The following is a 26,150-nucleotide window of genomic DNA, read 5'->3' as shown; positions in this document are numbered from 1 at the left end:
TCAGTACCTCACTCGAGGATCGACGAGGGCGGCGATGATGTCCACGATGAAGTTCGTCAGGGCGACGATGACGGCGAGCAGCACCACGATGCCCTGGACGGCGACGAAGTCGCGCGCCTTGATGAACTGCACGAGCTGGAAGCCGAGCCCCTTCCACTCGAAGGTCGTCTCGGTGAGCACTGCCCCACCGAGAAGCAGTGCAACCTGGAGGCCGATGACCGTGATGATCGGGATGAGCGCCGGACGGTAGGCGTGCTTGCGCACCAGGCGGAACTCGCTGACCCCCCGAGAGCGGGCGGCATCGACGTAGTCGGTCGACAGGGTGCCGATCACGTTCGTTCGCACGAGACGGAGGAACACGCCTCCGGTGAGCAGGCCGAGGGCGATCGCCGGCAGCACCGCGTGTGCGAGCACGTCGCCGAGCACGGCCGGGTTGCCGGTCTGGATGGCGTCGATCGTGTAGAAGCCGGTCTTGTTCGAGAGGAACGCCATCTCGAGCTCGGACCCCGTGGTCGCCCGGCCGGCGACGGGAAGCCAGCCCAGCCAGACGGAGAAGACCAGCTTCAGCAGCAGGCCGGCGAAGAAGACCGGGGTGGCGTAGAACAGGATCGCGAGGATGCGGAAGACGGCATCCGGAGCCTTGTCACGAAAGTAGGCGGCCACCATTCCGAGCGGGATTCCGACGACGAAGGCGACGATCAGCGAGTAGAAGGCGAGCTCGAAGGTCGCGGGCCCGTACGTGGCGAGCACCTCGACGACGGGCCGGTTCGTCGAGATCGTGGTGCCGAAGTTCCCGGTGAACGTCTGCCCAAGGTACTCGAGGTACTGCACGAGGATGGGTCGGTCGTAGCCGGCCGAGTGCACCCGCTCCGCCAGTTGCTCGGGTGTCAGCCGGCCGCCGAGCGAGGCGGTGATGGGATCGCCCGTCGTGCGCATGAGCAGGAACACCAGCGTCACGAGAATGAAGACGGTGGGGATGATCAGCAGGAACCGCACGAGGATGTAGCGGCCCAGCCCTCCCCCGGACGAGCGTTTGCGCACGGCGGGAAGCCGCGTGGCCTCCGGCTCCGTTGCCACAGTGGTCATTGATACCTCACGTCGGTGCAGAAGAGGGGCGGCCGGCTCACGCCGGCCGCCCCGATGTTTCACGCTAGAGAGAACTCTAGCGATGCGCTACTTGGACAGCGCCGCGTAGCGGAACTTGAAGGATGCGTCCAGGGTGTCCTCGGCGCCCTTCACGTCCTTGCCCACGACGGCGACCTGAGCGCCCTGCAGCAGCGGCAGCGTGGAGAGCTGGGCTGCCACCTTGTCCTGGATCTCCTCGATGAGCTTCGTGCGCTCACCGGCATCCACGGTGGTCGCCTGCTTCAGGATCAGGTCGTTGACCTCCTGGTCGTTGTAGTGGTTGTGCAGGAAGTTCTCCGTGAGGAAGAACGGGGTGAGGTAGTTGTCGGCGTCGGAGTAGTCCGGGTACCAGCCGAGCTGGTAGACGGGGTAGACGTCGGCGGTGCGGTCCTTGACGTACTGCACATACTCGGTGGACTGCAGGTTGACCGTGAAGAGGCCGCTCGCTTCGAGCTGGTCCTTGACCATGGCGTACTCGTCCGAGGAGCCGGGGCCGTAGTGGTCGGTGTTGTACTGCAGGTTGATGGCGACCGGAGTGCTGACGCCGGCGGCGGCGAGCGTCGCCTTCGCCTTGTCGGCGTCGGGACCGCCGTCGCCGTCGCCGTAGAGGTTCTTGAGCGACTCGGTCGCGCCGGTCAGGCCCTCGGGAACGTAGGAGTACACGGGCGTGTAGGTGCCCTTGTAGACCTGGTCCGCGATCTCCTTGCGGTCGACGAGGTCGGCCATCGCCTGGCGCACCGCGAGGGACTTGGCCGGGTCGGCCTCGGCGGTCTTGGCGCCGAACGGCATGGTGTCGAAGTTGAAGACGATGTAGCGCAGCTCGCCACCGGGTCCGTCGACGACCTTGACCTTGTCGCTCTTGCGCAGGCTCTCGATGTCGGTCGCCGAGAGGCTGCGGAACGCGACGTCCACGGTGCCTTCCTGCGCGTCGAGCTTGAGGTTCGAGGAGTCGGTGTAGTACTTGACGTTGATGGTGCCGGTCTTGGGCTTGCCGAGGATGCCCTTGTAGTCGGGGTTCGCCTTGTACTGGATGAGGTTGTTGAAGTCGTAGCTCTTGATCGTGTACTGACCGGCGAACGCCTCGCCCTTGACGATGTCGTCATCGCTCGTGAGCTTGTCGGGCGAGAACACGTCCTCGTCCACGATGGGACCGGCGGGGCTGGAGAGGATCTGCGGGAAGACCTGGTCGTTCTCGCTCTTCAGGTGGAAGACGACGGTCGTGTCGTCCTTCGCCTCCGTCGAGTCGAGGTTGTAGAGCAGCGAGGACGGGCCGTTCTCATCCGCGATCTTCAACTGGCGGTCGAACGTGAACTTCACGTCGGACGAGGTCAGCGCGTGACCGTTGGCGAACTTCAGGCCCTTCTTCAGGGTGACGGTGTACTCCGTCGGCGAGGTGAACTCCGCCTTCTCGGCGATGTCGGGCTTGACGTCGGGGCTGCCGTACGGGGTGTTCAGCAGGAACGGGAACACCTGGTTCATCACGGCGAAGGAGCCGTTGTCGTACGAGCCAGCCGGGTCGAGCGTGGTGATCTTGTCGGTGGTGCCGACCGTCAGCGTGCCACTGCCGCCATTGCCGGAGTCGCCGCCGCCGGAGTTGCCGGAGCAGCCTGCCAGCGCGAGCGAGACCGCGGCCGCGCCTGCGGCGAGGACGAGCAGGCGCTTGCCGTTCGTGGATGCGGATGCCATATCCGTCTACCTCTTCCTGTGGATGGGGGATGTCGATCGTGCCGTATGCGGGCAGATCGACACCGCTATGTATTTACAGATAGCACGCCCGGTTGACGCAGGAACGCGAAACGGGCCCCCGTGCGCGGGATGGTTACACAGCTGCAACATCCTGCGTGCCGCCGCGGCGGTTCAGCGGATGTGCTGCGCCGCCATCACTCCTCGCGCAACGCCCTCCGTTCGGCCTCCACGTCGACGAGCGCGCGCTGGATGGCACCGAACGTCGCGCTGTCCGACGCGTCGGTGCGCTGCAGCCGGCCCAGCAGCTCGCTCTTGCGGTGCAGCAGGTCGCGATCGATGAGCGAACGGGCGATTGCACGCACGTACACGGCGAGCTCGCGTTCGTTGCGCTCGGGGATGGGGGCCACCGCGAGTTGCTGAACGAAACCCCGCATCGGCTCTGGCACCTCATCGGCGACGATCATCGTCCAGTCGGCAGCCTCGATGCGGTCGACGGTGCTGAGCACGGCGTCGCGCACGAGTGAGAGCGAGGCGTTGTGGAAGTCGGTCTGCATGCTGCGGCGCACGAGTGCCGCTCCGATGGTTCCCGGATGCTGCAGCACCGCCATGAGGGCGTCGCGCTCGAGCCGTGTGACCGGGTCGGCCGGCAGGTCGGTGATCGAGAAGGCCCGCTCCCGCACAGCACCGTCGGCCCCCGCGGACGCCTCGGAGCGCGCGGGGACGGCACGGCCGGATGCCGCAGTCACGGCACGTTCGACCTCGCGCAGGTCGGTTCCGAGCATGCGGGCCAGTTCTCGGGTGTAGCCGGGGCGCAACGCACGGTCGCGGATGTCGGCGACCACGGGTGCGGCGGCGCGGAGGGCGGCCACGCGGCCCTCCACAGTGTCGAGGTCGAAGGCGGAGACCCGCTGGCGCATGACGAATTCGAACATCGGGCGCTTCGTCGCGACGAGCTGGCGAACGGCCTCGTCCCCGCGCTCGATGCGCAGGTCGCAGGGGTCCAATCCCCCGGGGGCGACGGCGACGTAGGTCTGGGCCGCGAAGCGCTGCTCCTCGGTGAAGGCGCGCATGGCCGCCTTCTGTCCAGCGGCATCCGGGTCGAAGGTGAACACCACCTCGCCGGCTGCGGTGTCGTCGCCGAGGATGCGGCGCAGCACCTTGATGTGGTCGATGCCGAACGACGTGCCGCTCGTGGCGACGGCCGTGGTGACGCCCGCGAGGTGGCACGCCATGACGTCGGTGTAGCCCTCGACGACGACGACCTGGTGGGCACGGGAGATGTCGCGCTTGGCCATGTCGAGGCCGTAGAGCACCTGCGCCTTGTGGAAGACCGGCGTCTCGGGCGTGTTCAGGTACTTCGGGCCGGGATCATCCTCGAGCAGTCGGCGCGCACCGAAGCCCACCGTCTGTCCGGTCACGTCGCGGATCGGCCAGATGAGCCGGCCGCGGAAGCGGTCGTACACCCCGCGATCGCCGGTGGAGACGAGCCCGGCCGCCGCCAGCTCGTCATCGCGGAAGCCGCGGCCGCGCAGGTGCTTCGTGAGCTCGTCCCAGCTCTTCGGCGCGAAGCCGACGCCGAACCGGGCTGCCGCGGCCGCGTCGAAGCCACGCTCCCCCAGGAAGCGCCGCCCGGGGTCCGCGGCGGGGCCGCGCAGCTGCTCCACGAAGAACTCGGCTGCGGCGTCGTTCGCCGCGAGCAGGCGTGCGCGATTGCCCTGGTCGGGGTTGGCCCCGCCATCCTCGTAGTGCAGCGCGTACCCCAGCCGGCCGGCGAGCCGCTCGACGGCCTCCGTGAAGGTGACGTGGTCCATCTTGCGCAGGAACGAGATGACGTCGCCCGACTCTCCGCATCCGAAGCAGTGGTAGAAGCCGACCTGCGGACGCACGTGGAAGCTGGGGCTGCGCTCGTCGTGGAAGGGGCAGAGCCCCTTCATGGAGCCCACGCCCGCCGACTTCAGCGTGACGTAGTCGCCCACGATGTCGGCGATGTTGGTGCGCGACTTGACCTCGTCGATGTCGGATTGAGCGATGCGGCCGGGCACCCTGCAATCCTAGGTGCGCCCGGCGACGCACTCGGCCCCACGTTCAGGGTGTGGGATTCGCGGCTTTCGGAGCACTCAGTTCTGCACGAGGCGCTCGTACCAGGCGAGGGCGGACTGATCGGTCAGGCTCGCGACCTGGTCGACGACGATGCGCTTGCGCGTTGCGTCGTCGGGGGCGCGGCGCCAGTCATCGGCGAACCCGACGTCCAAGTGCTGGTCTCCGGCGGCGTAGAGCGCGTCGGCGAGGCTGCGGAGGATCTGGCGCTGCTGCTTGTAGATGGGCTGGCGCGTGTTGGTCGCCATCACGAAGGCGGCCACCAGTCCCTTCAGCACCGCGATCTCGGCTCGGATGGCGCGCGGGACGACGACATCGGCGCCGAAGCGAGCGAGCGAGCGTTCCGTGGAGGCGGCGCGCGTCGCATCCGTCGCCGCCCGGGCGAACCGGCCGATCAGTTCGCTCGTGAGGTTCTTCAGCCGGCCCTGGTGGGCGCGACCGCCGTCCCAGTCGTTCAACCAGAGCTCGAGCGCCCGAAGGCGGCCGAAGGCGTCGACGAGTTCGTCGGCGCCGTACTCTCCCCCGGTCCAGTCGATCATGGCGGTGATGAGCCCCGGATGCGTGCCGGGGTCGGCGAGGGCCGGCACGTCGATGAATCCGCCGACGACTGCATCCTCGAAGTCGTGGACCGAGTAGGCGATGTCGTCGGAGAGGTCCATGACCTGGGCCTCGATGCAGGGACGTCGCGGCGGAGCTTCGGCCCGCAGCCAGCGGAAGGCCTCGGCGTCGTCGGCGTAGAAGCCGAACTTCTGACGGCCGCTCGGGTCGGCGACGCTCGAATCCGTCGGCCACGGGTACTTGCAGCTCGCGTCGAGGCTCGCCCGCGTGAGGTTGAGGCCGTAGCTGCGGCCATCGGGTCCGAAGACCTTCGGTTCCAGGCGGGTGAGCAGCCGCAGCGTCTGGGCGTTGCCCTCGAAGCCGCCGATGTCGGCCGCCCAGGTGTTGAGCGCGCGTTCGCCGTTGTGGCCGAAGGGCGGGTGGCCGAGGTCGTGGGCCAGGCAGGCGGTGTCGACGACGTCGGGGGCCAGGCCCAGGCTGGTGGCCAGCTCGCGTCCGACCTGGGCGACCTCGAGGGAGTGCGTGAGCCGATTGCGGGCGAAGTCCAGACCGGCCGTGGGGCTCAGCACCTGCGTCTTCGCGGCCAACCGGCGCAGCGCGCTGGAGTGCAGCAGACGGGCGCGGTCGCGCGCGAAATCGCTGCGCGGGGCGCTGTGGATCTCGGGCAGCCAGCGCTCGGCGTCCCTGTCGCCGTAACCGCCGCGAGGCGGCTCAGCCGCCACTCGTGTCCAGTTCCGCGTCGTTCAGCGTGGTGCGCTCGGTGCTCTCGAGGTCGCGGGATGCGAGCCACCCGTCGGGCAGCGCCGGCTTCTTGGGGGTGCCGGCGCGTCCGCGCGGCCCCTCGGCGCCTTCGCCGGGGTAGGGCTGGGAGGCATCGAGCGTGCCGAGCAGGTCGTCGAGCTCGGCGAGCGAACCGACCGTGGCCAGCTGCGCGCGCAGCTCGCCGCCCACCGGGTAGCCCTTGAAGTACCAGGCGACGTGCTTGCGGATGTCGCGGCAGCCGCGCTCCTCGCTCTCGAAGAACTCGACGAGCAGCTCGGCGTGGCGTCGGAACGTCGCGGCCACCTCGCCGAGCGAGGGCTGGGCGATGTGCTCCTGGCCACGGAACGCGGCCGCGAGGTCGCCGAACAGCCAGGGGCGCCCGAGGCATCCTCGGCCGACGACCACGCCGTCGCATCCGGTCTCCTCGACCATGCGCAGCGCGTCGGCCGCCGACCAGATGTCGCCGTTGCCGAGCACGGGCGTGCCCGTGATGCTCTCCTTCAGCCGGGCGATCGCCGACCAGTCCGCGTGTCCGGAGTAGAACTCGGCGGCTGTGCGGGCGTGCAGGGCGATGGAGGCGACGCCCGCCCCCTCGGCTGCCTTGCCCGCCTCGAGGTAGGTGAGGTGGTCGGAGTCGATGCCCTTGCGCATCTTCACGGTCAGCGGCACGTCGCCGGCTGCGGCGACGGCGCCCTCGACGATCTGGCGGAACAGGCCGAGCTTCCACGGCAGCGCCGCTCCCCCGCCCTTGCGGGTGACCTTGGGAACCGGGCATCCGAAGTTCAAGTCGATGTGGTCGGCGCGGTCTTCGGCGACGAGCATCGTGACGGCCTCGGAGACCGTCTTCGGGTCGACGCCGTAGAGCTGGATGGACCGAGGCGTCTCGGACTCGTGGTGGGTGATGAGCCGCATCGACTCCGGTGTGCGCTCGACGAGGGCCCTGGAGGTGATCATCTCGCTCACGTACAGGCCGGCGCCGAACTCGCGGCACAGCCGGCGGAACGCGGTGTTGGTGATACCGGCCATGGGCGCGAGCACGACGGGGACGTCGAGCGCCAGGGGCCCGATTCTCAGGGGTGCGGGGCTTAGGGTTGCGGTAGACATGTCCCTCGATTCTCTCAGACGGCGGTGAACGATGAGCGCAGAGCCGCAATCCGGGTCCCTCGAGGGTGTGGAGCGCGTCCGGGCCGATGCCGCCGCACGCGGCCTCGACGTGGAGATCGTGGAGCGGGCGGCCGCACGCAGCCTGCATGAGGCCGCGGAACTGATGGGGCTGCAGCCCGGGGACATCGTGAAGTCGCTCGTGGTGAAGAAGGCCGACCAGAGCTTCGTCTTCGCCCTCGTTCCAGGCGGCCGCAAGATCTCCTGGCCCAAGCTGCGTGGGCTGCTCGGCGTGAATCGGCTGCAGCTTCCCGACGCCGGCCAGGCGCTGGAGGCCACCGGCTACGAACGCGGCACCATCACCCCGTTCGGCTCATCGCATCCGTGGCCGGTCATCGCCGACGCGAGCATCGCCGGTCGACGCATCTCGATGGGCGCGGGAGCGCACGGCTACAGCCTGTTCGTCGACGCGGATGCGATGGTCGAGGCGTTCGCGGCGCAGGTGGCCGACATCTCCGAGCCGGAGTAAGTCCGAGCAGGGCATGACCGCTCAGTTCGGGCGTGCCTTGTGCGGGGCGAGGGCGTAGTCCGCGAAGCCGATGGCGTTGCCCCACGGGTCCACGAATTCGAAGGCGTAACCGGTGCGCAGGCTGTACACCCGGCCGGGCAGGCCGGTGCGCGCGCCGAGCCATTCGTAGGTGGCGCGGGCGTCGGGCACCTCCAGCAGCAGGCGCGGCCCCGCCGCGACCGACGAGCGCGGCGCATCCGCCGCCCGGATGATGAGGCCGGGCGTCTCTGCTCCGACCTTGTAGCCGACCATGCCGATCTCGGGGAAGGCGAAGTCCTCGTCGAAGGCGAGCGTGCCGCCGTACAGCCGGCGCGCCTCGTCGAGGTCTCCCACCGGGAAGAGCACGTTGTCGATGCCGATCACATCGTTCATGGCTCCAGCCAATCATGCGCTGGAACGCACTGCCATCCGGTTGCGGGGTCTGCCGAAAAGTCCTACAGGCTGCAGGTCTCGCCGTCGCAGGTCGGTGCGTCGGCGTTTCCGGTGAGCGTCAGCAGCGGACGCAGCGTCGGCTGGGCGACGGTCGCCGTGGCCGTCGTCTCGACGGCCTCGGCGCTCACGCGAGCGCTCCCGCGCGCTCCGTGGCCACCTGCGTGATGACCTGGCTGAAGACTTCGGCCGGCTGGGCGCCCGAGACGCCGTAGGTGCCGTCGAAGACGAAGAAGGGAACGCCCTGGATGCCGTAGGCGCCGGCCTGTGCGATGTCCTGTTGCACGGCCGCGGCGTACCGGCCGGATTCCAGAGCCTCGCGCGCGGCAGCGCCGTCGAGCCCGACCTCCTCGGCGTAGCGCACGAGGTCCTCGATATGGCCGACGTGGCCGCCCTCGACGAAGAACGCCTTCAGCAGGCGCTCCTTCAGCTCGAGCTGCCTGCCGTTCTCCTTCGCGAAGTGCAGCAGCTCGTGCGCCTTGAGCGTCTTGGTCTGCTTGACGTCGTCGAAGTGGTAGTCCAGCCCGGCCTCCGCGGCGATGCCCGCGACGCGCTCGTGCATCTGGTGCACCTGCGTGAGGGGGATGCCCTTGTGCTGGGCGAGGAAGTCGGCATTGCTGCCCTCGAAGTCCACCGGCGTGTCGGGCGAGAGCTCGAAGGAGTGGTACTCGATCTCGATGTCGGGTGCGTCCTCGCCGAGGGCTGCGATGCCGCTCTCGAGGTGGCGCTTTCCGATGTAGCACCAGGGGCAGGCCACGTCGGACCAGATGTCGATCTTGATCGGTTCACTCACACTGAGAGGAACGGAGCCCCACCAGCCGATATTCCCTGCGGCCCGTGGCGTCAGATTCCGGTGGCGTCGACCGCCGGGGTCGTGGGTGCGTCGACCGCGCCGCCGAAACGGCGGTTGCGTGAGGCGTAGATGCCGATCGCCTCCCACAGCTGCTCGCGCGAGAAGTCGGGCCACAGCGTGTCGAGGAAGACCATCTCGGCGTAGGCGGACTGCCAGAGCAGGAAGTTCGAGGTGCGCTGCTCCCCCGAACTGCGCACGAACAGATCGACGTCGGGCAGGTCGGGAACGTAGAGCCGCTTGGCGATCTGCTTCTCCGACACCGCGGATGCCTTCAACCGTCCCGCTGCGACGTCTTCGGCGATGCGCGTCACCGCATCCGTGATCTCGTTGCGACCGCCGTAGTTGACGCACATCGTGAGCGTGAGGGTGTTGTTGCCGGCCGTGAGCTGCTCCGCGAACTGCAGCTCCTCGATGACGCTCTTCCAGAGTCGCGGCTTTCGACCGGCCCAGCGGATGCGCACGCCCCATTCGTTCAACTGGTCCCGCCGCCGGTGCAGCACGTCGCGGTTGTAGCCCATGAGGAAGCGCACCTCCTCGGGCGAGCGGCTCCAGTTCTCGGTCGAGAATGCGTACACCGAGAGGTGCTTCACGCCGATCTGGATGGCGCCGGCCACGACGTCGAGCAGCGCCGCCTCGCCCGCCTTGTGACCTTCGATGCGGGTGAGCCCGCGGCCGTTGGCCCAGCGTCCGTTGCCGTCCATCACGATGGCGACATGGTCGGGAACGGCCTTGCGCCCCAGCTTCGGCGGATAGAGGCCTGTCCAGTCGATGGGCCGGTAGGGAACGGCATCCCTGTGGGTGTACGGCTTCGGCGTCACGAGCGGATCGACTCCCGGGAGACGTGCGGCAGCGAGCGCAGGCCGCGCTCCAGGTGCCACTGGGTGTAGGCCGCGACGACGCCGCTGGCCTGCGAGCGGATGGCGTCGGGGGCCGCATCCGCGAGCTCCCAGTCGCCGGTGAGCAGGGCGCCGAGCAGGGTGATCGCCGCCGGGTCCAGGCGGGGAGCCCCTGGAGGGGCGCACGCGTCGCAGACCACGCCGCCGAGCTGCACGACGACATGGTTGTGTGGGCCCGGCGCGCCGCAACGGGAGCAGTCCTGGAAGCTCGGCGCCCATCCGGCAACGGAGAGGGCGCGCAAGAGGTAGGAGTCCAGGGTGAGGCCGACCGCGTGCTCCGCGCGGGCGAGCGAGCGCAGCGCGCCGACGAGCAGCAGGTACTGCTGCAGCGAACCCTCGCTCTCGGTGACCTTGTCGGCGGTCTCCACCATCACGTTTGCTGCGGTGTAGCGCTCGTAGTCGCCCGCGATCGTCGCACCGTAGGAGCCGAGGGTCTCGGCCTGCGTGATGACGTCGAGGCTGCGGCCCTCCCATAGCTGAACGTCGGCGACCATGAACGGCTCGAGCCGGGCGCCGAACTTGGACGCGGTGCGCCGCACACCCTTCGCGACACCGCGCACCTTGCCGTGCTCCCGCGTGAGCATGGTGACGATACGGTCGGCTTCGCCCAGCTTGTGGGTGCGCAGCACGACGGCTTCATCACGGTAGACGGGCACCCCTCGATTATCCCCGTTCCCGTCGCCGCATCCGGGAGGCGCCGTCGTGCGGCCCGAGAGAAGTCGGCGCACGGGCAGTGCCGACGGCGCGTGGTAGAACCGAGGAGTGCCCGTCGCGCTATTCACGATCCCCCTCGGCCTCGACCTCACGGCGGTCGCCGTCGGGGCCATCCAGGGCGCGATGTTCGCGGGCCGGCTGAAGGAGCACCGCATCGACCTGCTCGGCGTCAGCATCATCGGCGTCGTCGTCGGGCTCGGCGGCGGCCTTCTGCGCGACGTGCTGCTGAACGCGCCGCTCTCGCTCACCCAGAACAACTGGTATCTCATCGTGGCGACCCTCGCCGCGCTCGTGGGGATGCTGCTGCAACGCGCCTTCAACCGTCTCGGGCCGCTCATCATCGCCCTCGACGCCGTGACGATCGGGCTGTTCGGCGCCATCGGAACGACGAAGGCGCTCGCGTTCGGCGTTCCGGTGGTGCCGGCCGTCTTCATCGGGGTGGTCTCGGCGGTCGGCGGATCCATCCTTCGCGACATGATGCTCAACCTGCCGATCGCGCTCATGCACGTCGGCTCCCTCTATGCGGTCGCGGCCGCGGCGGGCACGATTCTCGTGGTCGCGCTCGCAGCGGCGGGCGTCAGCAACACCCTCGCCGGGATCGCCGGCGTCGTCGTGACGGCGTTGCTGCGTCTGCTCGCGGTCAGGTTCGGGTGGAGCCTGCCCGAGCAGCGCGCCATCGGCTCGTGGACGCGGTGGCGTCGCGGCTGATGACCGCGGATCAGGCGGAGGCGGCGCCCACCAGGTCGCGCGCGCGGGCGCGCAGGGCCCGGTTCACCGCCGAGATCACGGCCTTGAGGGTCGCCGTCGAGATGTCGGCATCGATCCCGACGCCCCACAGCGTGCGACCCTCGACCACCGTCTCGACGTAGGCGGCCGCCAGTGCGTCGCCGCCCGATGAGAGCGCGTGCTCCGAGTAGTCCAGCAGCCGGATATCGGCACCCTCGCGGCGCAACACGTCGAGGAACGCGTCGACGGGGCCGTTTCCGCTGCCCTCGACCTGCACGCGGTCCTCGCCGTCTCGCAGGCCCACGCTGAGCGCCACCGAGCCGTCGAGCTCGCTCGACGTGCGCACCGACAGCAGCTCGAACCGGCCCCACTTCTCTTCGGGGTGCTCCGCCGGTGCCGGAAGGTACTCGTCGCGGAAGCTGCGCCAGATGTCGTCGCTCGAGACCTCGCCGCCCTCGGCATCCGTCTTCGCCTGCACGACCCCCGAGAACTCGATCTGCAGCCTGCGCGGCAGGTCGAGGGCGTGGTCGGTCTTCAGCAGGTAGGCGACGCCGCCCTTGCCCGACTGGGAGTTCACCCGGATGACCGCCTCGTAGCTGCGGCCGAGATCCTTGGGATCCACGGGCAGGTAGGGCACAGCCCAGGCCAGCTGCTCCACCGGGATGCCGCGATGCTCGGCATCGGCGTCCATGCGCTCGAAGCCCTTCTTGATGGCGTCCTGGTGCGATCCGCTGAACGCCGTGTAGACGAGGTCCCCCGCCCACGGGCTGCGCTCGTGCACTGGCAGCTGGTTGCAGTACTCGGCCGTGCGCTTGATCTCGTCGAGATCCGAGAAGTCGATCTGCGGGTCGATGCCCTGCGTGAACAGGTTGATGCCGAGCGCGACCAGGTCGACGTTGCCCGTGCGCTCACCGTTCCCGAACAGGCAGCCCTCGATGCGGTCCGCGCCGGCCAGGTAGCCGAGCTCAGCGGCCGCGATCGCGGTTCCGCGGTCGTTGTGCGGGTGCAGCGAGAGGATGACGTTCTCGCGGTGGTTCAGGTGCCGGCTCATCCACTCGATGGAGTCGGCGTAGACGTTGGGGGTGGCCATCTCGACGGTCGCAGGCAGGTTGATGATCACCTTGCGCTCCGGCGTCGGCTCGAAGACCTCGAGAACCTCGTTGCAGATGCGCACGGCGAACTCGAGTTCCGTGCCCGTGTAGCTCTCGGGCGAGTACTCGTAGTAGACGACGGTTCCCGGAACCAGGCTCTCCATCTCGCGGCAGATGCGCGCCCCACTGAGGGCGATGTCGACGATGCCGTCTTCATCGGTGCGGAAGACCACGTCGCGCTGCAGGATGCTCGTCGAGTTGTAGAGATGCACGATGGCCTGCTTCGCACCGACGAGCGACTCGTAGGTACGGCGGATGAGGTGCTCACGCGCCTGCGTCAGCACCTGGATCGTGACGTCGTCGGGGATGGCGTCCTCTTCGATGAGGCTGCGCACGAAGTCGAAGTCGGTCTGGCTCGCGCTCGGGAACCCGACCTCGATCTCCTTGTAGCCCATGCGCACGAGCAGGTCGAACATCACCCGCTTGCGCTCTGGGCTCATCGGGTCGATCAGGGCCTGGTTTCCATCGCGCAGGTCGACGGCACACCACCGCGGCGCCGTCGTGATGCGGGCGGCGGGCCAGGTGCGATCGGGCAGTTCGATGCGGAACTGCTCCTGGTAGGGCGAATACCGGTGCACCGGCATCGACGATGGCTTCTGGGTGTTCTTCATGGTCTTCTCGATCTCTTCGCGATGGGTGTCAGCCGACAACGAACTCCGCGACGAGCAAGGCCCCTGCTAGGACTCGTCGCGGCAGCTAAGAAGGAGCAAGCCGTGGAACACGTGTTCAGGTTAGCATCGCCGCCGTGCGCGTGGCCACGGTCGGCACGTTTCGTTATGCGCCGAGGGGCGGCGCGATCAGATCCACCAACCCGTGAAGGTCGAGAACGCGTGGGTGAATGCCCATGGCTCCTGCACGACACCCGAGCAGTTCCATGCTCCCTTGACGCCAGGGCATCCGCCGTTGTCGCGTTCGATCGCCCAGAAGCTCACGAAGTTCAGGTGCTTGGACTTCGCCCAGGTGATGAAAGGGGCCGCCTCGGCTGGCGAGAAGGTCTCTTGCGGGCCGAAGTCATCGATGCCGTTCATCTGGATGATGCCGACCTTGAACCAGAGCAGGGCACGCGGGATGTACGGATCGATCGTCGCCTTCATCTGGTTCACGAGGCCGGCAGCCGCGGTCTTCGCATCCGCGACCATGTCGTGGGTCTGGCCGTCCCAGTAGTCGAACGTCATGATGTTGACCGCACCGATGTAGGCGTGGTTGTCGGCGGCGGACTGCAGCAACGCCACTCCGGTCGCGCCGAGGCCCTGCGGGGTCGAGGGCAGCGTGTACGCGATGGTGAGCGGGATGCGGTTCTTCAGCGCCCAGCCCTGCAGCTCGTGGATGGCCTTGTTGCGCCGGTCGATTCCGGCGGTGTTGCTGATCGCGTCGACCTCGATGTCGAAGTCGAGCCGCTGCACCTTGTAGGTGGTGATGACCTTCTCGTAGGCGAGCGCGATCTTGTGCACATCGGTGCAGCTGTCGGCGATCTCGGTGTTCGTCGTATCGGCGGCATACCCACCGAACGACGGGATGACGTCTCCCCCGGCCGCCCTGATCGCGTTGATGTCATCGCCGAAGATGTCCGCGGAGACCGGCGCGTTCACGTTGCCCGCCCAGTAGAGGTCGCACGAACCCGGCTTCTCGGTCTGCAGGAAGGCGAGCGTGAGGTACTTCGCGCCCGACTGCTTCGCCACGTCGGCGATGCTGCCGACGGAGGTGACATCGACGAACGGAGCGGAGAAGTGCAGCGGCAGCAGCTTGGGCGTACTTATCGGAGAGACGGATGCCGTTGGCGCCGAGTCTGCGGCACTCGCCGGCGCGACCGCCGCGAGAAGGGACGCGGCGGCGAGAACCGCGCCGATTCCGAGGGAGAGTGAGACGCGCTTCATGGGATGCTCCAGGTGAACGGCGAGCGGGGGAAACCGAGCTCGATGCTGAACGATGGCGGCGCTGCCGAATTTGTAACTGCTCTTTACTAACCCCGGTACATCGACGCTATCACCGCGTCAGCACCCCTCACAAGAGGGACAACCGGACTCGCCGCTCCCCCGGCCCCGCGCCCCCTTCCCGCTCACTCGATCGCGAGGGCGAGCACCGGTGAGATCGTGGTGGCCCGTCGCGCCGGGGCGACCGATGCCGCGATCGCAAGCACCGCACCGCACGCCACGAGCACCGCGAGGAAGAGCCACGGAAGCGTCGGCGCCCCGATGCCGTGCGTGATCGAGCCGAGCAGGGACTGCGCGGCGACCCAGCCGTAGAGCACTCCGAGCACGATGCCGAACACGACGGAGGCGAGGCTCATCTGCGCACTCTCGGCCACGATCATGCGACGCACCTGGCCCCCGGTGAACCCGAGAGCCCGCAGCAGTCCGAGTTCCCGCGTGCGCTGCAGCACGCTCAGCGAGAGGTTGTTCACCATGCCGATCGCCGCGATGATCGCGGAGACGCCGACGAGGGCGCCGAAGATGGCGGTCGTGGCCGTCAGCGACTGATCGACGGCGGCACGCGCGGCCGGGCTGCCGTCGAAGTTCGCGAGGATCGTCGAGCGGTAGCTCTCCATGGCAACGGCGAACATGGTCACGAGCGTGACGCCGATGACGAGGCCGATCGTGGCGCGGGCGGATCGCTCGGGGAACCTCACCGCGTTCTCTGCCGCGAGGCGTGCGGGCGGACGCTGCCCGAGCGCTCGACCGGCCAGTCGCAGCACGGGAGGCATCACGGCGTGCGCACCGACGATGAGGCCGGTGAAGGAGAACACCCCGCCGAAGAAGGCGATGACCAGACCGAGCGGCGACAGCAGGCCGACGACGACGCCGAGCGCCATGAGGCCAACGCCGAGAACGCCGAGCACGAGAGCGAAGGCCGTGCGCACGGGCCGTCGGGGCGCCCGCTCGTGCGCCTGCTCCACGGCGGCGCCGGTCGCCGCGAGGGGCGTTACCACGGTGACGCGGCGGGAACCTACCCACGCGGCCGCCCACGTGGTGAGCGCGACGATGAGCACCGGGAGCAGCGTCGCCGGGTCCAGGAACGAGTACGGCGCCTCAGGCAACCACCGGCCCGCGACGCCGATGGCGACCGTGCCGGCGGTCACGGCGACGCCCAGCACGAGGCCGAGCAGGGAACCGAGCAGACCCACGATCAGGCCCTCCGCGGCGATCGAACGGCGAAGCCGCCGCGACTGGGCACCGAGCAGGCGGAGCAGGGCGATCTGGCGTACCCGCCCGGCGATGATCGTCGAGAAGGTGTTCGCCGTCACGATGGCGCCGACGTAGACGGCGATGAGGATGAACACGCTCGTCACCGCCCCGAGCACGATCCGAACGGTGTTCGACTGCTCGAGGGCGGCATCCGAGCCGATGGCCGTGGCGAGCACGCCGGTCGCCTCGACGAGCACGACTCCGAACAGGGCGCTCACCGTCGTCACGACGATGGTCGAGACGTGGTCGCGCAGGCGAGTCGTCAGGGAGCGCGCGCTCACGCTGCCGCCTCCATTCCGAGCATGATGCGCGAGATCTCATCGGCCGATGCGGCGGGCCGGTCATCGACCACCCGTCCGTCAGCGAGGAAGAGGATGCGGTCGGCATGGCTCGCCGCCGTCGGATCATGCGTCACCATGGCGATGCTCTGGCCGTACTCCCTGGCCGCAGTGGCGAGCAGCGCGAGCACTTCGCGCCCGGTGCGGGAGTCGAGGCTTCCGGCGGGCTCGTCGGCGAAGACGAGGTCGGGACGCGTGGCGAGGGCCCGGGCGATGGCCACCCGCTGCTGCTGACCGCCCGAGAGCTCGTGCGGGCGGTGGGTGAGCCGCGACTGCAGCCCGAGCGAGCCGAGCAGCCCGTCGATCCACTCGCCCTCCTGCACGGTGGGCCTGCGGCCGTCGAGTTCGAACGGGAGCATCACGTTGCCGCGCACGTCGAGCGTGGGCACGAGGTTGAAGGACTGGAAGACGAAGCCGACCCGGCGACGGCGCAGCAGCGTGAGCTCGCTGTCGCCCAGGCCGGTGATCTCGGTGTCGCCGAGCCAGACCCGGCCCGCCGTCGGCGAGTCCAGTCCGGCCATGACGTGCATCAGGGTCGACTTGCCCGAACCGCTCGGGCCCATGATGGCGGTGAACTCCCCACGGCGGATGCCGATGGAGACGGAGTCGAGGGCGCGGACGGCTCCCGCACCGGTGCCGAAGGACTTGGTGAGGTCGGCGACCCGGGCGACGAGGCCGAGGTCGGAGGTCTGGATCTGCATGCCTTCGACGTTACGGTCCGCGCGCCGCGGGGGCGTCCGCCGCGGGACGGGTCTCGCGTACATCGCAAGGATGACGTCTCAGTCCACGAGGCCGTGCTCGTACGCGTAGACGACCAGCTGCACCCGGTCGCGCAGCGCGAGCTTGGCGAGGATGCGCGAGATGTGGGTCTTCACGGTCGCCTCGCTGAGGAACTCGCCGCCGGCGATCTCAGCATTGCTCAAGCCGCGCGCCGCCAGCAGGAAGATCTCCCGCTCCCGTGTCGTGAGCCTCTCGTAGGCACCGGGCACGGCCGGAGCCGGCCTGCTGAATTCGGCGAACAACCGGCGGGTGGCCGAGGCCGCGATGACCGCGTTTCCCGCGTGCACGGTGCGGATGGCGGCGAGCAGGAATTCGGGGTCGGCGTCCTTCAGCACGAAGCCGCTCGCGCCGGCCTCGATGGCGCGCGCCGCGCTCTCGTCCAGGTCGAAGGTCGTCAGCACGATGATGCGCGGCCGGCCGTCGCCGCCCTCCCGTGCGACGATGGCGGCGGTGGCGGCGATGCCGTCGAGCTCCGGCATCCGGATGTCCATCAGCATGACGTCGGGAGCCGCGATCTCCGCGAGCCGGATGGCCTCTCGCCCGTCGGCGGCCTCGCCGACGAATTCGAGGTCGGGCTGCGAGGAGACGAGCATGCGCACGCCGGCGCGGAACAGCGCCTGGTCGTCGACGAGGGCGACCCGGATGCGCTCGGCCATCACTCCCCCCGCTCCCCGAGGGCGGGGAGGGTCGCGTCGACGACGAAGCGTCCGTGCTCATCCCGCCCCGCGGTCAGGATGCCGCCGGCCAGTGCCGCCCGCTCCCGCATGCCGGGCAGCCCGTGGCCGCCGGAGGGCTCCGTCGCAGCCCCGCCGTTCACCGCCCGGATGCGCAGCGCATCCGCGAGCCAGGCGAACTCGACCTCGACGGGCTCGGCGGTATCGCCGTGCCGCAGGGCGTTCGTGAGCGCCTCCTGCACGATGCGGTAAGCGGCGATCTCCGAGCCGGCACTGAGCGGCATCGGCTCCCCCGACCGGCTCACCCGCACGACGAGGCCGGTCTCCTGCATCTGCGCCAGTAACCGGTCGATGTCGGCGAAGGTCGGCTGCGGGCCGTCGAGCCCATCCTTGCGCAGCTCAGCGAGCAGCTGGCGCACGTCCGCGAGGGCGGTGCGGGCGGTTCCGGCGATCGTCTCGAGTGCGGCCGGCGCCAGTCGCGGGTCGGTCGAAGCGGCGTAGCGGGCGCCGTCGGCCTGCGCGATGACCACGGCGAGTGAGTGCGCGACGACGTCGTGCATGTCGCGCGCGATGCGGGTGCGCTCCTGCTCGACGGCGACCTCGTAGTCCGCGCGCTCGGCCGCGATACGCGCGTCGATGCGGGTCTCACGGCCGATACGGGCGGTGCGGGCGAGCAGGCCGAGCGTCCACGAGAGCCCGAGCACCGCCAGCATCGCCACGCCGATGAAGAGGCAGAGGATGAGAGCTCGGCCCGGTGCGCCCGACGTGTCGACCGTGGCGCGGTCCGCCGGCGCGAGGGCGGGAAGGATGAAGACGAGGTAGGCGGTGGCCAGCACTGCGCCGACCCCCGCCGACACGAGTCCGAGCCACCTCACGAGTCGCTCCCCGTAGCAGGCGGTCGTGTACAGCACGCCGAGGATGGCGAGGTCGGCGGGGCTCACATCGCGCAGTGCGAGCAACTGCACGATCGCGCCGACCCAGGCCACGGCGAGGGCCAGGCCCGGCGACAGGCGGCGCAGCGCGAGGGCAGCGCTCAGGATGAGCAGCACCGCGACGTCGGCGCCGCTCGCTGCGGTCGCGGCCGCGAAACCGGCCGCGAGCAGCAGCAGGCCGACCGCGATGTCGACGATGAGCTGGTAGCGCCGCAGCGAACGGAACCAGCCCGCCGGCGCGCGTTCCCGCGCCGCCATCAGAAGCCGAGTCGGCCGAGCTGCTTCGGGTCGCGCTGCCAGTCCTTGGCGACCTTCACCCGCAACGACAGGAAGACCTTCGAGCCGATCAGGGGCTCGATCTGCGCGCGTGCCCGCGTACCGACATCCGCCAGCCGACTCCCGCCCTTGCCGATGATGATGCCCTTCTGGCTGTCGCGCTCGACGAACAGGTTGGCGTAGATCTCGACGAGGTCCTTGTCGTCGCGCTCGACGATGTCGTCGACCGTGACGGCGATCGAGTGCGGCAGTTCGTCGCTGACTCCCTCGAGGGCTGCCTCGCGGATGTACTCGGCGATGCGCTCCTCGAGCGCCTCGTCGGTGACGGCCTCGTCGGGGTAGAGCGGCTGCTCCGAGGTGGGCAGCAGCTTCAGCAACTCCTCGACGAGCACGTCGAGCTGCGTGCCGGTGAGCGCCGAGAGCGGGATGATCGCATCCCACTCGCGCAGCTCGCTCACGGCGAGCAGCTGCTCGCCCACCTTCTGCTTCGACGACGCGTCGATCTTCGTGACGATGGCGACCTTCTTCGCGCGCGGGAAGTCATCCAGCTGCTGGTTGATGAAGCGGTCGCCGGGGCCGATGGGCTCATTGGCCGGAAGGCACATGCCGATCACGTCGACATCGCCGAGCGTGGACTGCACGAGCTGGTTGAGCCGCTCGCCGAGCAGGGTGCGCGGCCGGTGGATGCCGGGGGTGTCGACGAGGATGAGCTGGCCGTTCCGCCGGTGGACGATGCCACGGATGGCGCGGCGGGTGGTCTGGGGCTTGGAGCTCGTGATGGCGACCTTCTCGCCGACGAGGGCGTTGGTCAACGTGGACTTGCCCACGTTGGGGCGTCCGACGAACGAGACGAAGCCCGCGCGATAGTCCTGCTCAGGCATGGTTCTCTCCTTCGGCGAATGCCGTCTCCGCGTCGATGAGCGCTGCGTCGCGTTCAACGATCACTGTACTGATGCGCTTGCGGCGCCCCTCGGTGCGATCCGCCGTGAGGATGAGCCCGCTCGTGCGCGCCTGCGCTCCCGGAACGGGCAGCCGGCCGAGGGCCTTGGCCAGCAGTCCGCCGACCGAGTCGACGTCGTCGTCGTCGAGTTCCAGGTCGAACAGCTCGCCCAGTTCATCGACCGGCAACCGGGCGCTGACGCGGTAGCGGCCCTCGCCGATGGTCTCGACCTGCACGACCTCGTGGTCGTACTCGTCGGAGATGTCGCCGACGAGCTCCTCGATGAGGTCTTCGAGGGTGACGAGGCCGGCGATGCCGCCGTACTCGTCGACGACCATCGCGAGGTGGTTGGACTCGGCCTGCATCTGGCGCAGGGTTTCGTCGGCCTTCTTCGACTCGGGCACGAACGCCGCGGGGCGGGCGAGCTCCGCCACGGCGATGCGCAGTTCGTCGAGGGGCCGCTCGAACCCGAACCGGGCGACATCCCGCAGGTAGAGAACGCCGACGATGTCGTCGACCTCGCCGGCGACGACCGGCATCCGTGACACGCCGCTGCTGAGGAAGAGGCCCATGGCCGTGCTGAGGTCTGCCTGCGCGTCGATGGAGACCATGTCGGTGCGCGGGATCATCACCTCTCGTACGAGGGTGTCGCCGAATTCGAAGATGGAGTGGATGAGTTCGCGGTCGTCCTCCTCGAGCACGTCGAACTCGGCTGCCTCGTCGACCATGCTCAGCAGCTGCTCCTCGGACGAGAAGCTCGAGAGGCGCTGACGGCCCGGCGTGACCCGATCGCCGAGTGCGACGAGAGCGCTCGCGATCGGCCCGATCAGCACGCGGATGCCGTGGACGAGCGGCGCCGACCATCGCAGCAGCACGGCGGAGTTCGCCCGCCCGACGCTGCGCGGCGAGGAGCCGACGAGCACGAACGAGACCGCCGTCATGATGAGCGCCGAGAGGAGGAGTGCCAGCCAGACGCTGTCGAGCGAGAAGGCGAACACGAGCGTGACGAGCACCGCCGAGGTCGTCTCGGCGATGATGCGCACGAAGTTGACGGCGTTCAGGTGTGCGCCCGGGTCTGCACTGATGGCGCGCAGCGAGCGCTCGGCGCGGGAGAGATCGGCCAGCTCGGCGATATCGGCCCGCGAGAGCCCTGTGATGGCCGAATCGAGGGCGGCCATGAGGCCTCCGAAGGCGACGAGGGCGATGGCCGCGGCGATGAACAGCCAGCTCATCTCCGTCAGTGTCGACGCTCCTGTACTGCGAAGCCGATGAGGATGTCGCGCTGGATGCCGAACATCTCCTTCTCCTCGTCGGGTTCCGCGTGATCGAAGCCGAGAAGGTGCAGCACCCCGTGGGCCGTGAGCAGGAGCAGCTCGTCGGTCAGCGAGTGACCGGCCGTCTCGGCCTGGCCCTGGGCCACCTGCGGGCACAGCACGATGTCGCCCAGGAGCCCCGCGGGCGCCGGATCCTCCTCGGTGCCCGGTCGCAGCTCGTCCATCGGGAAGCTGAGCACATCCGTGGGGCCAGGCTCGTCCATCCACTGCACGTGCAGCTGCTCCATGGCGCCCTCGTCGACGAGCACGATGGCGAGGTCGGCGTCGGCGTTGACGTGCATGACGTCGAGCGCGTACACCGCGAGGCGCTGCAACGCGGGTTCGTCGACCTCGATCGCCGACTCGTTGTTGATCTCGATGCTCATGAGGTCCTATCGGTTGCTGCGTCGGGGCAGGTGGTCTCGGGGCGCCGCCGCGCGACGCTCGGCGCGATTGGCGAACTCGCTGGCCTGTTCGCGCTCGAAGCGCTGTGCCTGCCGCTTCTCGTCGTACTCGCTGTAGGCATCCACGATGCGACCGACGAGCGAGTGGCGCACGACGTCGTCACTCGTCAGCCGCGAGAAGTGGATGTCGTCGATGTCGTTGAGCACGCGCGTCACGAGTCGCAGGCCCGAGGCGCCGGCGGGAAGGTCGACCTGGGTGATGTCGCCCGTGACGACCATCTTCGAGCCGAATCCGAGGCGGGTCAGGAACATCTTCATCTGCTCGGGCGTGGTGTTCTGCGCCTCGTCGAGCACGACGAAGGAGTCGTTGAGGGTGCGGCCGCGCATGTAGGCGAGCGGGGCGACCTCGACGGTGCCGGCCGCGAGCAGCTTGGGCACGAGCTCGGGATCCATCATCTCGTTGAGGGCGTCGTAGAGCGGGCGCAGGTAGGGGTCGATCTTGTCGGTGAGCGTTCCCGGAAGGAAGCCGAGCCGCTCCCCCGCCTCCACCGCGGGACGCGTGAGGATGATGCGGGTGACCTCCTTGCGCTGCAGCGCCTGCACGGCCTTGGCCATGGCGAGGTAGGTCTTTCCCGTTCCGGCCGGGCCGATGCCGAACACGATGGTGTTCTCGTCGATCGCGTCGACGTACTCCTTCTGACCGAGCGTCTTCGGACGGATGCTGCGCCCGCGCGTGCTGAGGATGGCCTGGCCGAGAACTTCCGAAGGGCTCGCGCTCGCGTCGGCATCGAGCATCCGCGCCGAGGTGGTCACCTCGACGGGCCCGAGGTCCTGGCCGTTGCGCACCATCGCCTGCAGCTCCTCGATGAGGCGGCGCACCGCCTCGACCTGGTCGACCGGGCCGGTGAGGGTGATCTCGTTGCCGCGGACGAGCAGGTCGACGTCGGGGTACTGCTTCTCGATGGTGCCGAGCAGTCGGTCTTGAGGACCGAGCAACCGCACCATCGCGATGCCGTCGATGTGCAGCCGCGCCTCGGCCGGCTGGTTGTCAGTGCTCGCCAAGGGTGCCCTCCTCGAGGCCGCCGGCCAGCAGGTGGGCGTGCACGTGGAACACGGTCTGGCCGGCATCCTCGCCCGTGTTGAAGATGAGGCGGAACTGGCCGTTCCCGCGCTGCTCGGCGATGGAGCGGGCGGTGTCGACGATCTCGGCCAGGAGTTGCGGGTCGGCCGCGGCCAGTTCGACGACGTTGCTGTACTGCTCGGTCTTGGGCGCGATCACGACATGAACGGGCGCCTGCGGGGCGATGTCGTCGAAGGCGATCACGCGATCGGTCTCCGCAACGACGGTCGCGGGGATTTCCCGCGCGATGATGCGGGTGAAGACGCTGGGCTCTGCCATCCCTCCATCTTAATGCGAGCCCGCGACGCTTCGGCCGGTCGAGCGATCATCCGTCGGCGCAGGCTCGAACCCGCAGATTTTGCGGGTGCGAGCGGCCCTCCACCCACAAAAGGTGCGGGTTCGATGCCAGGAGACCCGCACAAAGTGCGGGCTCGGTGTGTGAGGGGCCGGCGCGAGCGCCGGATGCGCATCCCGCTCCACCACCTCGTCGAACCCGCAGATTTTGCGGGTGGGAGCGGCCCTCCACCCACAGAAAGTGCGGGGTCGATGCGAGGGGACCCGCACAAAGTGCGGGCTCGTGCCGGCTCACCAGCGGCCGAGGATGCCGTTCAGCACCGCGATCGCGGCGGGGCCTGCCGTCGAGGTGCGCAGCACCGACGTGCCCAGGCGCAGCAGCGACGCGCCCGCATCCCTCAGTGCGTCCAGTTCCTCGGGGGCGATGCCGCCCTCCGGGCCCACCACGAGAACGATGTCACGTTCGTCGTCATCGCTCGAGAGCTCGGTGAGGGCCTCGGATGCGGTCGGCTCGAGCACGAGCACCCGGGCCGTCGCCGCGAGCCGGGCGAGATCCTTCGTCGTCGCGAGGTCGCCCACCGAGGGAAGCCACGGCCGGATGGACTGCTTGGCCGCCTCGCGGGAGATGAGCGCCCAGCGTTCGCGGCCCTTCTGCACCTTCGGTCCCTCCCAACGGGAGACCGACCGCCGGGCCGCCCAGGGGATGACCGCATCGACGCCCAGCTCGGTGGCCGCCTGCACGGCGAGTTCGTCGCGATCGCCCTTGGCCAGAGCCTGGGCGAGCACGACTCGTGGCCGCGGAGCCTCCACCGTCTCGACGACGCGCGGGGCAATCGTGAGCTCGCCGGGCGCGGCCGCGGTGACCTCCCCGGTCACCACGAGCCCACGGCCGTTGCCGATGGAAATCGTCTCGCCGACCCGCGTACGACCGACGGTCACCGCATGACGGGCCTCGGCGCCGAGGATGCTGACCGCGGCCCCGACGTCGTCGACCTCGAGGTCCTCGCGAAGGTAGAGGGAGCTCATAGGGGCGAACCTAGCCGAGGAAGCGATCGCGCAGCTTGGCGAACAGTCCCTGCTGGAAGTGCGAGAGCTCGGGCTTGCCGGCCTTGTGGCTCTTGGCGAACTGCTGGATGAGCTCGCGCTCACGACCGTTCAGCTTCATCGGCGTGACCACCTGCACGCCGATCTTCAGGTCGCCGCGGCCCGACCCGCGCAGCTTGGTCACGCCGCGATCGCGCACGGTGATGATCTCGGAGCTCTGGGTTCCGGGGCGCAGCTCGATCTCGACGTCGCCGTCGAGCGCGTGCACGGTCGCGGTGGTGCCGAGGATCGCATCCGTCATCGGCACCTCGAGCGTGCAGAGCAGGTCGTCGCCGTTTCGGCTGAAGACGTCGTGGTGGCGCACCTTGATCTCGAGGTAGAGGTCGCCGTTGGGTCCGCCAGCAGGACCGGCCTCGCCGCTGCCCGGCATCTGCAGCCGAACGCCGGTGTCGACGCCGGCGGGGATGTCGACCGGCACGGTTCGACGTGCCCGCACGCGACCCTGGCCCTGGCAGGTGACGCACGGCGTCGCGATGACCGTGCCGTACCCGCGGCAGGTGCCGCAGGGGCTCGAGGTCATGACGTTGCCGAGCAGCGAGCGCACCGAGCGCTGGATGGAGCCGGTGCCGTGGCAGATGTCGCACGTGACCGGCGCGGTCCCCGGCGCACAGCACGAGCCGTGGCAGGTCTCGCACAGCACCGCGGTGTCGACCTCGATGTCGCGGTGCGTTCCGAAGATGATCTCGTCGAGGTCGACCTCCACGCGCAGCAGGGCGTCCTGACCGCGCTCACGGCGGGAGCGCGGTCCCCGCCGACCCGAGCCGTCTCCGCCCCCGAAGAAGGTCTCGAAGATGTCGCCGAAGCCGCCGAAGTCGGCCCCGCCTGCGCCGCCGAACGGCGAGTCCTGGCCGCCGAGGTCGTACTGCTGGCGCTGGCGGGGATCGCTCAGCACGTCGTAGGCGTGGGTGACGAGCTTGAAGCGCTCGCTCGCCTCCGCTCCCGGGTTCACGTCGGGGTGCAGCTCGCGCGCCAGCTTGCGGTACGCCTTCTTGATCTCGTCGATCGATGCGTCTCGCGACACGCCGAGGACTTCGTAGTGGTCAGCCACGCGGCTTCCTTTCCGCCCTCACCGGATGTGCGCGTGAGGGGTCTTCCGTGGTCTCGTCAACTCTCCGTGAGCAGTTTCGAGAGGTAGCGGGCGACGGCGCGAACCGCCGCCATGTTGTTCGAATAGTCCATGCGGGTCGGACCGAGCAGGCCGAGCCGACCGATGTCGCCCCGCGCGGCGGAGTAGCCGCTCGTGAGCACGGAGGTCTCCCCCAGCCCGAAGGCGGCGTTCTCGCGCCCGATGCTCACCGAGACGCCGTGCTGCTCCGAGGCCATCTCGCCGAACAGCCTCAGCAGCACCACCTGCTCTTCGATGGCCTCGAGCACCGGGAAGATGCTTCCGGTGAAGTCGCTCTCGGTGCGCACGAGGTTGGCGGCGCCGGCCATCACGAGCCGGTCCTGCCGGTGGGCGAGCACCTGCTCGGCGAGCGTGGCGGTGACGGCGTCGGCCAGGGGGCGCTCCGGCAGGGGCACCTCGTCGCGGATGCCGGCGAGCCGCTCGGCGGCATCCGTCATCGAGAGCGAGACGAGGGACTCGTTCAGCCGGGTGCGCAACGAGGTGAGCGCGGCCTCGTCGACCCAGCCGTCGAGGTCGACCAGTCGCTGCTCGACCCGGCCGTTGTCGGTGATGAGCACCGAGAGCAGGCGGGTCTCGCTCAGGCGTACGAGTTCGATGTGACGGATGCGCGCCGACCCGAGGCTGGGATACTGGACGAGAGCGACCTGGTGGGTGAGTTGCGAGAGCAGCCGCACCGATCGGGCCAGCACGTCGTCGAGGTCGCCCGAGGAACCGAGGAACGTCTCGATGGCGTGACGCTGGGCCGGCGTCAACGGGCGCACGTCGGCGAGCCCGTCGACGAAGAGGCGGTACCCCTTGTCGGTCGGAATGCGCCCCGACGAGGTGTGCGGAGCCGTGATGAGCTCCTCCTCCTCGAGCTGCGCCATGTCGTTGCGGATGGTCGCGGCCGAGACGCCGAACGCGTGCCGCTCGACGATCGCCTTGGAACCGACGGGCTCGCGCGAGGCGACGTAGTCGTGCACGATCGCGCGCAACACGGACAGACTGCGTTCCGACACCAT

At 69.2% G+C, this 26,150-nt stretch carries 26 protein-coding genes; 2 read left to right on the top strand and 24 right to left on the bottom strand.

Going from position 1 to position 26,150, the window contains the following annotated elements:
* The 5 genes from WDJ51_RS00420 to dusB form a co-directional block, all read right to left on the bottom strand.
* A complete protein-coding gene (locus tag WDJ51_RS00420; RefSeq protein WP_337850443.1) occupies nucleotides 1-1,086 on the bottom strand; it encodes an ABC transporter permease in 1,086 nt (361 codons plus the stop codon).
* Between the two features lie 87 nt (nucleotides 1,087-1,173).
* Entirely contained in the window at nucleotides 1,174-2,811 is a 1,638-nt protein-coding gene (locus WDJ51_RS00415) for an ABC transporter substrate-binding protein (protein WP_337850442.1), read from the bottom strand.
* A 194-nt stretch (nucleotides 2,812-3,005) separates the two neighbouring features.
* Nucleotides 3,006-4,853 carry a DNA primase gene (dnaG, locus tag WDJ51_RS00410; protein WP_337850441.1) on the bottom strand — a complete coding sequence of 616 codons (1,848 nt, stop codon included), beginning with the start codon at nucleotides 4,851-4,853 and terminating at the stop codon, nucleotides 3,006-3,008.
* A gap of 75 nt (nucleotides 4,854-4,928) precedes the next feature.
* Nucleotides 4,929-6,188 carry a deoxyguanosinetriphosphate triphosphohydrolase gene (locus WDJ51_RS00405; RefSeq protein WP_337850440.1) on the bottom strand — a complete coding sequence of 420 codons (1,260 nt, stop codon included), beginning with the start codon at nucleotides 6,186-6,188 and terminating at the stop codon, nucleotides 4,929-4,931.
* Nucleotides 6,178-7,332 carry a tRNA dihydrouridine synthase DusB gene (gene dusB / locus WDJ51_RS00400; RefSeq protein ID WP_337850439.1) on the bottom strand — a complete coding sequence of 385 codons (1,155 nt, stop codon included), beginning with the start codon at nucleotides 7,330-7,332 and terminating at the stop codon, nucleotides 6,178-6,180. The genes WDJ51_RS00405 and dusB overlap by 11 nt, the downstream gene beginning before the upstream one ends.
* A 31-nt stretch (nucleotides 7,333-7,363) precedes the next feature.
* Here dusB and WDJ51_RS00395 point away from each other — a divergent pair, with 31 nt between their 5' ends.
* Nucleotides 7,364-7,858: an aminoacyl-tRNA deacylase gene (locus WDJ51_RS00395; RefSeq protein ID WP_337850438.1), complete on the top strand. Its 495-nt coding sequence runs from the start codon at nucleotides 7,364-7,366 to the stop codon at nucleotides 7,856-7,858.
* A gap of 21 nt (nucleotides 7,859-7,879) precedes the next feature.
* Here the strand turns inward: WDJ51_RS00395 and WDJ51_RS00390 are convergent, their stop codons facing one another.
* The 5 genes from WDJ51_RS00390 to recO form a co-directional block, all read right to left on the bottom strand.
* Entirely contained in the window at nucleotides 7,880-8,269 is a 390-nt protein-coding gene (locus WDJ51_RS00390) for a VOC family protein (protein ID WP_337850437.1), read from the bottom strand.
* Nucleotides 8,270-8,331: 62 nt separating this feature from the next.
* Nucleotides 8,332-8,457, bottom strand: a complete 126-nt coding sequence (locus WDJ51_RS00385) for a hypothetical protein (protein WP_337850436.1) — start codon at nucleotides 8,455-8,457, stop codon at nucleotides 8,332-8,334.
* A complete protein-coding gene (locus tag WDJ51_RS00380) occupies nucleotides 8,454-9,119 on the bottom strand; it encodes a DsbA family oxidoreductase (protein WP_337850435.1) in 666 nt (221 codons plus the stop codon). Before WDJ51_RS00380 ends, WDJ51_RS00385 begins: the two co-directional genes overlap by 4 nt.
* Nucleotides 9,120-9,169: 50 nt before the next feature.
* The gene (locus WDJ51_RS00375) at nucleotides 9,170-9,997 is read right to left on the bottom strand and encodes an isoprenyl transferase (RefSeq protein ID WP_337850434.1); all 828 of its coding nucleotides are present in this window, start codon (nucleotides 9,995-9,997) and stop codon (nucleotides 9,170-9,172) included.
* Entirely contained in the window at nucleotides 9,994-10,731 is a 738-nt protein-coding gene (recO, locus tag WDJ51_RS00370) for a DNA repair protein RecO (protein WP_337850433.1), read from the bottom strand. Before recO ends, WDJ51_RS00375 begins: the two co-directional genes overlap by 4 nt.
* A 106-nt stretch (nucleotides 10,732-10,837) precedes the next feature.
* On the opposite strand from recO, the gene WDJ51_RS00365 reads away from it, so the two are divergent.
* Nucleotides 10,838-11,497 carry a trimeric intracellular cation channel family protein gene (locus tag WDJ51_RS00365; RefSeq protein ID WP_337850432.1) on the top strand — a complete coding sequence of 220 codons (660 nt, stop codon included), beginning with the start codon at nucleotides 10,838-10,840 and terminating at the stop codon, nucleotides 11,495-11,497.
* Between the two features lie 10 nt (nucleotides 11,498-11,507).
* Here the strand turns inward: WDJ51_RS00365 and leuA are convergent, their stop codons facing one another.
* The 14 genes from leuA to hrcA all read right to left on the bottom strand — a co-directional run bounded on the left by leuA (nucleotide 11,508) and on the right by hrcA (nucleotide 26,150).
* Nucleotides 11,508-13,277: a 2-isopropylmalate synthase gene (gene leuA / locus WDJ51_RS00360; protein ID WP_337850431.1), complete on the bottom strand. Its 1,770-nt coding sequence runs from the start codon at nucleotides 13,275-13,277 to the stop codon at nucleotides 11,508-11,510.
* A gap of 186 nt (nucleotides 13,278-13,463) precedes the next feature.
* A complete protein-coding gene (locus WDJ51_RS00355) occupies nucleotides 13,464-14,540 on the bottom strand; it encodes a chitinase (protein ID WP_337850430.1) in 1,077 nt (358 codons plus the stop codon).
* Nucleotides 14,541-14,722: 182 nt separating this feature from the next.
* Nucleotides 14,723-16,129 (bottom strand): ABC transporter permease, encoded by a 1,407-nt coding sequence (locus WDJ51_RS00350; protein WP_337850429.1) that lies wholly within the window; start codon nucleotides 16,127-16,129, stop codon nucleotides 14,723-14,725.
* Nucleotides 16,126-16,887 carry an ABC transporter ATP-binding protein gene (locus tag WDJ51_RS00345; RefSeq protein ID WP_337850428.1) on the bottom strand — a complete coding sequence of 254 codons (762 nt, stop codon included), beginning with the start codon at nucleotides 16,885-16,887 and terminating at the stop codon, nucleotides 16,126-16,128. The genes WDJ51_RS00350 and WDJ51_RS00345 overlap by 4 nt, the downstream gene beginning before the upstream one ends.
* Nucleotides 16,888-16,965: 78 nt before the next feature.
* Nucleotides 16,966-17,622: a response regulator transcription factor gene (locus WDJ51_RS00340; protein WP_337850427.1), complete on the bottom strand. Its 657-nt coding sequence runs from the start codon at nucleotides 17,620-17,622 to the stop codon at nucleotides 16,966-16,968.
* Entirely contained in the window at nucleotides 17,622-18,830 is a 1,209-nt protein-coding gene (locus WDJ51_RS00335; RefSeq protein WP_337850426.1) for a sensor histidine kinase, read from the bottom strand. The genes WDJ51_RS00340 and WDJ51_RS00335 overlap by 1 nt, the downstream gene beginning before the upstream one ends.
* Entirely contained in the window at nucleotides 18,830-19,729 is a 900-nt protein-coding gene (era, locus tag WDJ51_RS00330; RefSeq protein ID WP_337850425.1) for a GTPase Era, read from the bottom strand. The genes WDJ51_RS00335 and era overlap by 1 nt, the downstream gene beginning before the upstream one ends.
* Nucleotides 19,722-21,020, bottom strand: a complete 1,299-nt coding sequence (locus tag WDJ51_RS00325) for a hemolysin family protein (protein WP_337850424.1) — start codon at nucleotides 21,018-21,020, stop codon at nucleotides 19,722-19,724. Before WDJ51_RS00325 ends, era begins: the two co-directional genes overlap by 8 nt.
* Nucleotides 21,021-21,025: 5 nt before the next feature.
* Nucleotides 21,026-21,487 carry an rRNA maturation RNase YbeY gene (gene ybeY / locus WDJ51_RS00320; RefSeq protein ID WP_337850423.1) on the bottom strand — a complete coding sequence of 154 codons (462 nt, stop codon included), beginning with the start codon at nucleotides 21,485-21,487 and terminating at the stop codon, nucleotides 21,026-21,028.
* Between the two features lie 6 nt (nucleotides 21,488-21,493).
* The gene (locus WDJ51_RS00315) at nucleotides 21,494-22,510 is read right to left on the bottom strand and encodes a PhoH family protein (RefSeq protein WP_337850459.1); all 1,017 of its coding nucleotides are present in this window, start codon (nucleotides 22,508-22,510) and stop codon (nucleotides 21,494-21,496) included.
* A 43-nt stretch (nucleotides 22,511-22,553) separates the two neighbouring features.
* The gene (locus tag WDJ51_RS00310) at nucleotides 22,554-22,904 is read right to left on the bottom strand and encodes an HIT domain-containing protein (protein WP_337850422.1); all 351 of its coding nucleotides are present in this window, start codon (nucleotides 22,902-22,904) and stop codon (nucleotides 22,554-22,556) included.
* Nucleotides 22,905-23,210: 306 nt separating this feature from the next.
* Entirely contained in the window at nucleotides 23,211-23,945 is a 735-nt protein-coding gene (locus tag WDJ51_RS00305) for a 16S rRNA (uracil(1498)-N(3))-methyltransferase (protein WP_337850421.1), read from the bottom strand.
* 10 nt (nucleotides 23,946-23,955) lie between these two features.
* Nucleotides 23,956-25,071, bottom strand: a complete 1,116-nt coding sequence (dnaJ, locus tag WDJ51_RS00300) for a molecular chaperone DnaJ (protein ID WP_337850420.1) — start codon at nucleotides 25,069-25,071, stop codon at nucleotides 23,956-23,958.
* Nucleotides 25,072-25,127: 56 nt separating this feature from the next.
* Entirely contained in the window at nucleotides 25,128-26,150 is a 1,023-nt protein-coding gene (gene hrcA / locus WDJ51_RS00295) for a heat-inducible transcriptional repressor HrcA (RefSeq protein WP_337850419.1), read from the bottom strand.

Origin of the sequence: Rathayibacter sp. YIM 133350, assembly GCF_037404875.1 — a bacterium.
GTDB lineage: Bacteria > Actinomycetota > Actinomycetes > Actinomycetales > Microbacteriaceae > Orlajensenia.
Note: the sequence above shows the minus strand (reverse complement) of the source record. Positions and strands in the feature narration are given on the sequence as shown.

Bases quoted from the DNA above. Each gene is read 5' to 3' on its own strand.
- WDJ51_RS00420 (WP_337850443.1), bottom strand. From the start codon at position 1,086: ATGACCACTGTGGCAACGGAGCCGGAGGCCACGCGGCTTCCCGCCGTG.
- WDJ51_RS00415 (WP_337850442.1), bottom strand. From the start codon at position 2,811: ATGGCATCCGCATCCACGAACGGCAAGCGCCTGCTCGTCCTCGCCGCA.
- dusB (WP_337850439.1), bottom strand. From the start codon at position 7,332: ATGTCTACCGCAACCCTAAGCCCCGCACCCCTGAGAATCGGGCCCCTG.
- WDJ51_RS00395 (WP_337850438.1), top strand. From the start codon at position 7,364: ATGAGCGCAGAGCCGCAATCCGGGTCCCTCGAGGGTGTGGAGCGCGTC.
- WDJ51_RS00390 (WP_337850437.1), bottom strand. From the start codon at position 8,269: ATGAACGATGTGATCGGCATCGACAACGTGCTCTTCCCGGTGGGAGAC.
- leuA (WP_337850431.1), bottom strand. From the start codon at position 13,277: ATGAAGAACACCCAGAAGCCATCGTCGATGCCGGTGCACCGGTATTCG.
- WDJ51_RS00355 (WP_337850430.1), bottom strand. From the start codon at position 14,540: ATGAAGCGCGTCTCACTCTCCCTCGGAATCGGCGCGGTTCTCGCCGCC.
- WDJ51_RS00345 (WP_337850428.1), bottom strand. From the start codon at position 16,887: ATGCAGATCCAGACCTCCGACCTCGGCCTCGTCGCCCGGGTCGCCGAC.
- WDJ51_RS00340 (WP_337850427.1), bottom strand. From the start codon at position 17,622: ATGGCCGAGCGCATCCGGGTCGCCCTCGTCGACGACCAGGCGCTGTTC.
- WDJ51_RS00335 (WP_337850426.1), bottom strand. From the start codon at position 18,830: ATGGCGGCGCGGGAACGCGCGCCGGCGGGCTGGTTCCGTTCGCTGCGG.
- era (WP_337850425.1), bottom strand. From the start codon at position 19,729: ATGCCTGAGCAGGACTATCGCGCGGGCTTCGTCTCGTTCGTCGGACGC.
- WDJ51_RS00325 (WP_337850424.1), bottom strand. From the start codon at position 21,020: ATGAGCTGGCTGTTCATCGCCGCGGCCATCGCCCTCGTCGCCTTCGGA.
- ybeY (WP_337850423.1), bottom strand. From the start codon at position 21,487: ATGAGCATCGAGATCAACAACGAGTCGGCGATCGAGGTCGACGAACCC.
- WDJ51_RS00315 (WP_337850459.1), bottom strand. From the start codon at position 22,510: ATGGTGCGGTTGCTCGGTCCTCAAGACCGACTGCTCGGCACCATCGAG.
- WDJ51_RS00310 (WP_337850422.1), bottom strand. From the start codon at position 22,904: ATGGCAGAGCCCAGCGTCTTCACCCGCATCATCGCGCGGGAAATCCCC.
- WDJ51_RS00305 (WP_337850421.1), bottom strand. From the start codon at position 23,945: ATGAGCTCCCTCTACCTTCGCGAGGACCTCGAGGTCGACGACGTCGGG.
- hrcA (WP_337850419.1), bottom strand. From the start codon at position 26,150: ATGGTGTCGGAACGCAGTCTGTCCGTGTTGCGCGCGATCGTGCACGAC.